The following is a 9,439-nucleotide window of genomic DNA, read 5'->3' as shown; positions in this document are numbered from 1 at the left end:
TCGCCGTGGCGTCGCCTGCCGCCGGTGCGCTGGCGGGCAGGATAGGTCCGCGACGGCTGCTGATGACAGGACCGGTCATCGTCGCGGCCGGCTTTCTCCTGACGCTGCGGATCGGATCCGCTACGAGCTATTGGCTTGGGGTGTTTCCCGCGATGATCGTGATCGCTCTCGGAATGGCCTGCGCGGTCGCCCCGCTCACGACGGCGGTGCTGATGTCCGTCGACGGCAGCCACACGGGTGCGGCATCCGGGCTGAACAGCGCGGTGGCGCGCACCGGCGGATTGGTTGCGACGGCCCTGATTGGACCCGTGCTGGCGTCATCCGGACCGGCCTTGCTTTCAGCGTTTGATGTCGCCGCAGCGTTGGGCGCAGTCATCTGCTTGCTGGCAGCGGCGAGTGCCGCCATGCTGATCGGCCCGGTCGGGAAAACCCGACCATCGATGCAATCATGACGGCCGTGGTCTGCCCTCGTCCTCGTATCTCGGGCGGCGTCATTGGGGCAAAAGGTTTCGCTCAGGAGTTCCCATGACGGCACTGTCCATCCTCGATCTCGTCCGCGTCACCGAAGCCACCGATGCGCGCGGCGCGCTCGACAACGCCCGCGACCTGGCGGTGCATGCCGAGGCCTGGGGCTATCGCCGCATCTGGGTGGCCGAGCATCACAACATGCCGGGCATCGCGAGTGCTGCGACGTCGGTCGTGATCGGTCATATCGCGGCGGGCACGAAAACCATCCGGGTCGGCGCGGGCGGCATCATGCTGCCCAACCACGCACCCTACGTCATCGCCGAGCAGTTCGGGACGCTGGCGCAACTGTTTCCAGGCCGGATCGACCTCGGGCTGGGCCGCGCACCCGGCACCGACCAGCTCACGCTGCGCGCCTTGCGCCGCACGCCGGAAGCCGCCGACAACTTCCCGCAGGACGTTCTCGAGCTGCAGGCGTTCCTGGCGCCAGCCGGTCCAAATCAACGGATCCGGGCGGTGCCGGCCGCAGGAACCGAAGTGCCGTTGTGGATTCTGGGATCCAGTCATTTCGGCGCGATGCTGGCGGCCGAACTCGGGCTGCCCTATGCTTTCGCCTCGCACTTCGCCCCCGAACTGCTGATCCCGGCGCTGCAGATCTACCGCAGCCGCTTCAGGCCGTCAGAACAGCTTGCGCGTCCCTACGCGATGGTCGGCGTCAACATCATCGCCGCCGGCAGCGATGACGAAGCGCGCCGGCTGGCGACGACGCAGCAGATGTCCTTTACCAACATCTTTCGCGGCGCGCGCGGCCTCAGCCAGCCGCCGATCGACGACATTGAAAGCTACTGGTCGCACGCGGAAAAAGCCCAGGCGATGGGCATGCTCGCCCGCTCCATCATCGGCTCGCCCGAGACGGTTCGTGCCGGTGTCGATGCGCTGGTTGCGGAAACGGCCGCCGACGAGCTCATGATCGTATCCGATGTCTACGATCACGCAACGCGGTTGCGATCCTTCGAGCTCATCGCCGGTACCGCCGGGATGGCGACTTGATCGTTTGCGTATCGGTCGGGCTTATTCGGCCGGCCTGATCGCCACCGGCATCACCCGTGGATTGAAAAGTGTCGTCAGGGCGCAAGATAGCGCGATCACAGCCACCAGCGCGCCGAGCAGCGGCAATTGCTGATAATTTGCACCCGCGGTCAGCGCGATGCCGCCAAGCCAGGCGCCGGTGGCGTTGCCGAGGTTGAACGCGCCCTGGTTCAGGGTCGAGGCCAGGTTCGGCGCATCGGTTGCCGCGTCCACGACCCAGATCTGCAGCGGCGACACCAGCGCAAAGACGAGGCCGCCCCACAGGATCAGCAGCGGCAAGGTCGGCACGATCGAGCGGCTGGCAAAGCACAGCGCCACCAGCACCGCGATGAGGCCGATGAAGCCGCCGACGATGGTGCGCAGCAGGTTGCGATCGCCGAGCCGGCCGCCCACCAGGTTGCCGACGGTGAACCCGACCCCGATCATCAGCAGCACGCCGGAGACGCCGCGGGGTGAGATTTGGGTGACGTCTTCCAATAGCGGCGTGATGTAGGTGAAGAGGCTGAACATGCTGGTCGAGGCGAGTGTCGAAATCAGCATCGGCAACAGCACGGACCAGCGGCCGAGCGCGCGGAATTCACGCGCCAGTCCGCCGCGGTTGCCAGGCAGTCCGGCTGGGATGTACCTGACAATGGCGAGGCCGGCGATGACGCCGATCGCGACCACGGCCCAGAATGCCGCGCGCCAGCCGGCGGCCTGGCCGAGTGCGGTGCCAAAGGGAACGCCGAGCACATTGGCGAGCGTCAGCCCGGCGAACAGCAGCGAGATCGCCTGCGCGCGCTGCTCGCGCGGCACGAGATCGCTCGCGACGACCGCACCGATGCCGAAGAAGGCGCCGTGGGCAAAGGCCGTCACGATTCGCGCGGCCATCAATAACCCGTAGCTCGGCGCCAGCGCGCAGCCCAGATTGCCGATGATGAACAACGCCATCAGCGCCAGCAGCGCGGTCTTGCGCGGCAATCCGGACGTGGCGATCGCCACGATCGGCGCGCCGACCACCACGCCCATCGCGTAACCGGACACCAGGTAGCCGGCCTGCGGAATGGTCACGTGCAGGCTGCCGGCGACATCCGGCAGCAGGCCCATGATGACGAACTCGGTGGTGCCAATGCCGAAAGACGCCGCTGCCAGCGCCAGGATAGGGCGAGAAATCACGCAAGATTCCTTGTTGGGGCGGCAATGCTGCGCCGCAATATGGAGGGTCGTCCCACGGATTTGGATCAATGCACAGATCTGGCTCCGGTTGCAGTGCACACTGGGCGGGACGCCATGCAGGCGGGAGGGGTGCGCTGCCCCTGGGTGGAGCCTCCAGATTCGGATGCAAGGCAAGCATCCGTCGCAGGTCGGCGAACGAAGGCGGAACCGTCATTCGCTCCCGCAGGTGTGGCGAAAGCCTGTCTGGCCTTGCCTGCGCTCCGGCGTGCCCCCGGAATATTCGCGTGGCGCCTCTCCACCACCGGCCGTCTTTGCCCTTGTCATCTGGAGTCCGAATCACGCGAGGATGAGTCATGGCGGCGAACATGGCGCAGAAGCGGGCCAAGAAAGCGCAAAAGCGAAAACAGGTGGTGGCGGAGAAGCGACGGGTAGAGGCAGTCGAGGCAAGCCTGCCGGCACGCGTGGCTCGCGCGGCCGCGATGCCGATTCGACACTGCTTCCTGACCAGATCGGTTTTCGATATCGGTATCGGAACGCTGGTTCTGACGCGGGGCGCGACCGATCATCATCTCGCTTTGAGCTCCTTCCTGATCGACGTGCTCTGTCTCGGCATCAAGGATGTGATGTTCGCATCCATCGATGGCGACGATTTCGAGGGGTACATGGCCAAAGCGAATCTCGGGTCGCCCTCGATCTCCGTCGATCCGAGCTATGCCCGCAAGCTGCTGCGCGAACTCGCCGCGGGGTCGCAATCGATCGGATTCGAACAGTATCGGGACTTCACCGCGGTGGAGCGAATCTTTGGCGATGTCAGCACGGACGCCAGCGACGCGGTGTTTCGATTCGGTCGCGACGGCAAGCCAGTCTACATTCCCGGCCCGAAAGAAGACCCGCCGCTGATCCGGCGGCGCATTGCGCAATTGGAGAAATATCTGGACGAAGGCGGTTTTGGCTTCGAGACGGCGGCCTGAGATTTTTCCACGGCCAAGATCGCATCGGGCCTCACGGTTCGAGACGCGCAGTTTCGCCACGCGGCTCGATGCAGCTTTTTCTCTCCACGGCTCCCGTATGCTCTTTTTCCGCTCCCGCCACGCGCGCAGGGGGAGGGATGAAATCCGGCGCGGGCCGCTTCAACATGTCGACCAATTGCCTCGCTTGGGCGCGGCTGCTTTCGTCGCCGGCGTCACGACAGCCAGCCGCGCTCGCCGAATGCCGCCAGATCGACGCCAGGTGGGGCATACCATCCCGTCGCGCCATAACGGGCGCCCAGCCTGAAGGCGACCTCCTTGTTGCCGTAGGGAATTCGCAGCGGCGTTCCAGGTCCGACCTTCGGCTGAGCGGGAGCAGCCGGCGCGGCCACGGCCTTTCGCTGAGGCGACCTCTTCCTCGGCGATGCCGATCGAGGTGCAATTGATTTCGCCGGCCCGAAGGCGGCGCCGCGACCGTTCTTGCGGCGTTTCGTTCGTTTGTGGGAATCCATCGACACGGCTGGCGCCACCTCATTCACATCATTATTTGTCTCGTCTTTTGCTCCGCCTTTATGTTTCTCGCCATTCTCTTTCTTCGGCGCGTGCTGCCTGAGAAACGCGCCGCAGATTGATATCGACGTCCTGTAGCCAGGCGGCGGCTTGATGCCCTTTTGCCGGGCGACGCTGTCGGCAAAGCGCTTCATGGCCGGCGTCGGCGGATAGGCGTCGGCTGCATTTTCGGCTGACGCGCCAAGCAAGGCAGGCCCAGCAGTCGCGGCGCCTGCCGCGATCTTGCCGATGATCCGCTTCGCGACACCGCATACGGCGTCGATTGCGCCGACCATTTCCTGCTTGCCGACGACGACATCGTCGAGCAGGCATTCGAGCTGCGCCGTCACGCCCGGGTCGACCAGCGCCGGATCGGCCTGTTTGAGAACGCCGAACAGCGACAGGCCAGCCTTGGTGGGCACGATATTTTTGCCCTGGGCCATCAGAAAATCCTGCTTCTTCAGTCCGCCGATGATCTCGGCCCGGGTCGCCGGTGTGCCGATGCCCTTGGCTTCCTTGAGACGCTCGCGCAGCACCTCATCATCGACAAAACGCCAGGCGTTCTGCATCGCCTCGATCAGCGTGCCTTCATTGTAACGCGGCGGCGGCCGGGTCTCCTTGTCCTCGATTTTGGGGTCCTGCAGTTGCGCAGTCTCGCCGTTGCGCAGCGGCGGCAGCAATTGCGCCTCGTCGCTCCTTTCGTCGGCAGGTTGCCACTCCGGAAATGCGGCGCGCCAGCCGAGATCGATCGGCTGGCGGCCGGCGGCGCGGAATTCGAAACCGCGCACGTCGAGGGTTGCGGTGGTCTGCCGGTAGCGAAAATCCGGCATCAGGGCGGCCAGGTAGGCCCGCGCGATGACATCGAACAGTTTCCGCTCGTCCGGCGACAGGCGAGGCCAGACTTCCCTCAGTTGATCGATCGTGTTGACATTGGGAATGACGGCATGATGGCTCGCGCCCTCCACTCCCTTGTCGTAGAAGAAGCCGCTCGCGCCCTTGCGGATGACCAGAGGCTCGGGCAGCGGGATTGCGCCGAACGATTGGCCAACCCGCAGCCCCGCCACGATCCGCGGCACGTCCGACATCAAGCTCGTCGGCAGATAGCGCACCTCGGCGCGCGGGTAGGTGATGATCTTCTTGCCCTGGCCGTCATAGAGCTGCTGCGCCACTTCGAGCGTCTTGCTGGCCGACCAGCCGAAGCGCGAGCCGCAGAGTTTCTGCAGCGACGGCAGATCGTGCAGTCTGGGCGGTCCCTGACGCTTGTCTTCGACGCGGACGGCGAGCGCGCCGGCAAAGCCGTCGGCGGCCTTGACGACGTCCTCGGCAAGCTCGCGTCGAACGATCCGGTCCTGCGGCGCGTGCCGCATCTGGAATTGGCCGCCTTCGACCTTCGCTGTCGCGACGACTTCGAAATAAGCAACGGGCACGAAGTCGCGGATTTCCAGCTCACGCTTGCACACGATGGCCAAGGTCGGCGTCTTCACCCGTCCAATCCCGATTACTCTCCGCGTGCCTCGACCCAGAATGACGGTCGCGGTGCGGGTGAGCGACAAATTGTAGATCTGGTCGGCCTGCCGGCGTGCGACGGCGGCGGCGTAAAGCCGGGCGTAGTCGGCATTTGGTTTCGCCTGGCCGAACGCATCGCGGATGGTCTGCGAATCCTGCGCGGTGAACAGCACCCGCATGACCTCGCCGCGGTAATTGTAGTGCTCGAGAATTTCCTGGCCGATCAACTGCCCCTCACGGTCGCAGTCGGTGGCGAGCCAAACCCGCTTGGCGCTGCGTAACGCCTCGCGAATCGCTTTGAGCTTGGCGGCCTTGTTTCCGCCCTCCGCCGGGCGAGTGTCGTAAAGCCCTTCAGGCCGCAGCAGGATCGCCGACCACCGCTTCCACTCGGGTACGACTTGCTCGGGTTCGAGCAGGTCGAACAGATGGCCCTCGGCCGGGAGGATCACTCCATAGCGGGCACCGACGGCGGCGCGGACGTCTTTTGCCTGGCTGGCTTTCTCGGTGATGACGATCTGCTCAGGCATGGCGATTGACCGGAAAGAACGGCTCGATTTGCGATAAGAACATAACATGAACAACACGTTCGGGCAACTTGAACTTGCCGGATCGGCAAAATGCCGTGCGACCCGGGAGAGCGCGCTGTTTGTGCTTCCACGCAAGATGAGCACCTCTGCGGGCTCCGTGATCCGCCTCACATAAGGTCGGGCCGATCTCCCCTAGCGTGCCGATCAAGCCAAACGGCTCGCTGTTCGAAGAGGAGATTTCATATGCGCAAACTGGTTCTGATCGCATCGCTGGTTCTGGCGTCCGCCGCCGCGCAGGCCGGCGAGTCCCGCAGCCTCACGCTCGCCGCCAATGATGATGCGGCCACGGCCCAGCCTGCTCCGGCGCCACCCGCCGCGACCGACACGCCGAAATATGTCGAGCGTCCGGCCGCCGTCGACACCTCCGTGCCCCCGGCAGGGCAGCCGAAAGCGGACGCGGGCGCCAAGCCATCCCATGCTCGGGTCGCAAGGCCGAAGCACAAGCCCTACTGGACCGAAGCCCGCGTCATCAGTGAATTGCATCGCCACGGCGTCTATTGGTGAGGGCCGCCATCAACGCGTCATTGCGAGCGAAGCGAAAGCAATCCAATCTCTGGCGCCATCGTGGCGACAGTCGATGGCTTGGTTGCTTTCGCCTCCGCTCGTTCGAGCCACGGCGGACAAGTTGCTTCCCGCCATGACGTGCGATGTTGGCGGAGGCCGCACGAGCGTGGCAAGGCATCGCCGCCTGGCTATTGCGACACCGTCTGCACCACGCTCGACACCGGACGCGACGCGAGGGTCGGCTGCTTCAGTTCGTGGGCAAGCGCGTCGTCATATTCCGGCAACGTCTCCATCGTGAACTTGGCCTTCATCTGCACGACCTTGTAGCCGCCCTCCTTCAGCCGCCGCAGCAGCGTCGGCAACGCCTCGGCGGTGTGCTTCTGGAAGTCGTGCATCAGGATGATGCCCTTGCCGAGCTTGTCGAGCCTGGTCATCACGGTGTTGACGACCTTCTCGGGCGTGCTGTCGCGCTTGTAGTCCCAGGAATCGACATCGCAGGAGAAGATCGCGATGTTGCGGGTGCCGAGATAGGCCATGGTCGCCGGATTGTGCTGCAGTTCCGGGAAGCGGAAGAACGGCTGCGGCGTGACGCCGCCGAGCGCCCATTTCACGGCGCTAAAGCCCTTCTCGACCTCGTCCTTGTCCATCTGCTCGGTCATCTTCTTGCCGTTCAGATTGGCATGCGACCAGGTGTGCGCGCCGATGGTCTGGCCGTCGGCAAGCACCAGCTTGAGGATTTCCGGGTGATAGGTTGCATGCTTGCCGATCGGAAAGAACACCGCCTTGGTACACTGATCGTCGAGCGCCTTCAGCACCGCCTGCGTGTTGTTCGGCCACGGGCCGTCATCGAAGGTCAGCACCACTTCCTTGTCGGTGAGGAAATCGAACTGCTTGAAATGCTGCGAGCCGAAACCTGGCGCGCCCGTGGTGTCGACCTCGACCACGCGGCTGACCCCGAGCGCATCCGGATTGGCGCAAGCGGGTTTCTGGGCGATGATCGGCGCGGGCGCTGCGGGCTCTGCCGACAGCGCTGCCGTGACCTCGACATCGTCCTTGATGAGGGTGTCCTTGACGCCATCCTTGACGCCATTCCTGACGCCGAGTCGCGCTGCCGCGGGCAATGGATCGGCGAGGTGGGCGGCGATGGTTTGCGGCGCTGACGCCGCATCCGCACGCGGCGAAGCGGTCCAGAACCAGACTCCGGCGATCACGAGCGCCGCAACGACACTGGCCAGCATCAGGCCGAATGGATTACGCATGTCACCCCTCCTTAACAACGCAACAACTGGGATGCGCAACTTCAAGAAGTCCCATTAATGCAAAGGAAGTCTTAACGGCCTGCCAACGCACCGCCGTCGGCCAACGATTTCCAACGCATCCGTATTCGTGATATGCATCACACAGTGGCTCGTCCGCGTGACGGTCATCACAGTCGAAACAGTGCGTTAGGCCCATCGTCGCTCTCATCAGAAACGCGCCGTACTCGGGTGCCATTGGGAGCCGAACATGACCACGTCCTTCACCAGCAGGGTTCGCCAGGCCGGTTTGCTGCTGGCCTTCGCCGTCTCGCTTGCCGCATTGTCCGCGAGGGCGAGCTTTGCCTTCAGCGCCGAAGCGCAGCAGATGTGTACGGGCGACGCGTTCCGCCTCTGCAGCGCCGAGATCCCGAATATCCCGAAGATCACCGCCTGCATGGTGAAGCACCGCGCTGAACTCTCGAGCGGCTGCCGCAGCGTGATGGATCGCGATCTCAAGGGCGGCAGACTGGCGGAGTCCGAGTAAAGCGGCTTTGCGCAGATTGCGTGGCGCGCGGGTGGCGAAGGCCCGCGTCGTTATGCTGCAGCGGGTATGTGACGACAATCCTGCCACGCATATATGAATTGCGGTGCGGCTGGGCGCGCTCTAGAACGCCGGTCGTGGCATAGGGTCTCCAGCGTAAAGGCGTGACAATGACCAGGTTTCTCTTCGCGCTCCCCTTTATCCTGATTGCTGCGGGCGCCTCGGCGCAGAGCTCGCACGAGCATGACGCCTGCGCCCGCGATGTCTCACGTTTCTGCCGCGCCCATATGAGCGAGGGTGATCAGGTGGTGCTGGCCTGCCTGCAGCAGAACCGTGCCAAGCTGTCGAAGGGCTGCGAGAAAGTACTTACTGACCACGGGCAGTAAATATTGCTGTCATTCCGGGCTTCGCGGCGTGGAATGACGACGGAGGAGACCGTCTCGCGTTACGTGCTGCCTGCGGCGCTGGCGACCACGGGGAGCACTTCGGCCGGCCTCTGCTCCAGCGGATCCTCCTTCGACCGCACCGATCCGAACGGGCGCTCCAGCATGCGGCGGATGCGGATCGGATCCGGCCCCAGATGAAAATCCATCGCCCGCTGGTGCAGCGCGCGTTCCGATTGGGTCGAGCGGTTGCGCTGGCGCAGGTAATCGAGCCAGGTCGGGCAGTGATAGCGCTCGGTCCACAATTCCGGATCGGCGATGTCGCGCGCGATCGACCAGCCATAGGCGCCGTTGCGCTGGCGGCTGAGCTGCACGTCCTGCATCACTTGATGGAAGGCGCGCGCGTTGTCTTGCGCGACGCGATATTCGATCTCGACCACTAAGGGCCCGCTGC

The 9,439-nt window shown here is 64.5% G+C and carries 10 protein-coding genes; 6 read left to right on the top strand and 4 right to left on the bottom strand.

From position 1 onward, the window contains the following. Positions 1-452, top strand: a 452-nt coding sequence (locus tag WCB02_RS38960) for an MFS transporter (protein ID WP_423967594.1), incomplete at its 5' end; no start/stop codon positions are given. Between the two features lie 73 nt (positions 453-525). Then, on the top strand, positions 526-1,515 hold the full coding sequence (locus WCB02_RS38955; protein ID WP_423967591.1) for an LLM class flavin-dependent oxidoreductase: 990 nt from the start codon (positions 526-528) through the stop codon (positions 1,513-1,515). A gap of 21 nt (positions 1,516-1,536) precedes the next feature. On the opposite strand, the gene WCB02_RS38950 is transcribed toward WCB02_RS38955, so the two are convergent. After that, positions 1,537-2,709, bottom strand: coding sequence for an MFS transporter (locus WCB02_RS38950; protein WP_423967589.1), 1,173 nt, complete (start codon positions 2,707-2,709; stop codon positions 1,537-1,539). A 353-nt stretch (positions 2,710-3,062) separates the two neighbouring features. On the opposite strand from WCB02_RS38950, the gene WCB02_RS38945 reads away from it, so the two are divergent. Next, the gene (locus WCB02_RS38945; RefSeq protein ID WP_423967587.1) at positions 3,063-3,680 is read left to right on the top strand and encodes a hypothetical protein; all 618 of its coding nucleotides are present in this window, start codon (positions 3,063-3,065) and stop codon (positions 3,678-3,680) included. A gap of 212 nt (positions 3,681-3,892) precedes the next feature. On the opposite strand, the gene WCB02_RS38940 is transcribed toward WCB02_RS38945, so the two are convergent. Then, complete coding sequence (locus WCB02_RS38940; protein WP_423967585.1) at positions 3,893-6,259, bottom strand: type IA DNA topoisomerase; 2,367 nt, start codon at positions 6,257-6,259, stop codon at positions 3,893-3,895. A 243-nt stretch (positions 6,260-6,502) separates the two neighbouring features. Here WCB02_RS38940 and WCB02_RS38935 point away from each other — a divergent pair, with 243 nt between their 5' ends. After that, positions 6,503-6,823 carry a hypothetical protein gene (locus WCB02_RS38935; protein WP_423967582.1) on the top strand — a complete coding sequence of 107 codons (321 nt, stop codon included), beginning with the start codon at positions 6,503-6,505 and terminating at the stop codon, positions 6,821-6,823. A gap of 188 nt (positions 6,824-7,011) precedes the next feature. Here WCB02_RS38935 and WCB02_RS38930 read toward each other — a convergent pair whose 3' ends face one another. Then, positions 7,012-8,082 carry a polysaccharide deacetylase family protein gene (locus tag WCB02_RS38930; protein WP_423967579.1) on the bottom strand — a complete coding sequence of 357 codons (1,071 nt, stop codon included), beginning with the start codon at positions 8,080-8,082 and terminating at the stop codon, positions 7,012-7,014. Positions 8,083-8,329: 247 nt separating this feature from the next. On the opposite strand from WCB02_RS38930, the gene WCB02_RS38925 reads away from it, so the two are divergent. Both WCB02_RS38925 and WCB02_RS38920 read left to right on the top strand, forming a co-directional pair. Further along, on the top strand, positions 8,330-8,605 hold the full coding sequence (locus WCB02_RS38925; protein ID WP_423967577.1) for a hypothetical protein: 276 nt from the start codon (positions 8,330-8,332) through the stop codon (positions 8,603-8,605). A gap of 167 nt (positions 8,606-8,772) precedes the next feature. After that, positions 8,773-8,988, top strand: coding sequence for a hypothetical protein (locus tag WCB02_RS38920; protein WP_423967575.1), 216 nt, complete (start codon positions 8,773-8,775; stop codon positions 8,986-8,988). Positions 8,989-9,047: 59 nt separating this feature from the next. Here WCB02_RS38920 and WCB02_RS38915 read toward each other — a convergent pair. Next, on the bottom strand, positions 9,048-9,439 hold a 392-nt coding region (locus tag WCB02_RS38915), incomplete at its 5' end, for an MFS transporter (protein ID WP_423967573.1).

The organism is Bradyrhizobium sp. (assembly GCF_049581145.1).
In the GTDB taxonomy this organism is placed as follows: domain Bacteria; phylum Pseudomonadota; class Alphaproteobacteria; order Rhizobiales; family Xanthobacteraceae; genus Bradyrhizobium.
This window is presented reverse-complemented; position numbering and strand designations above follow the sequence as displayed.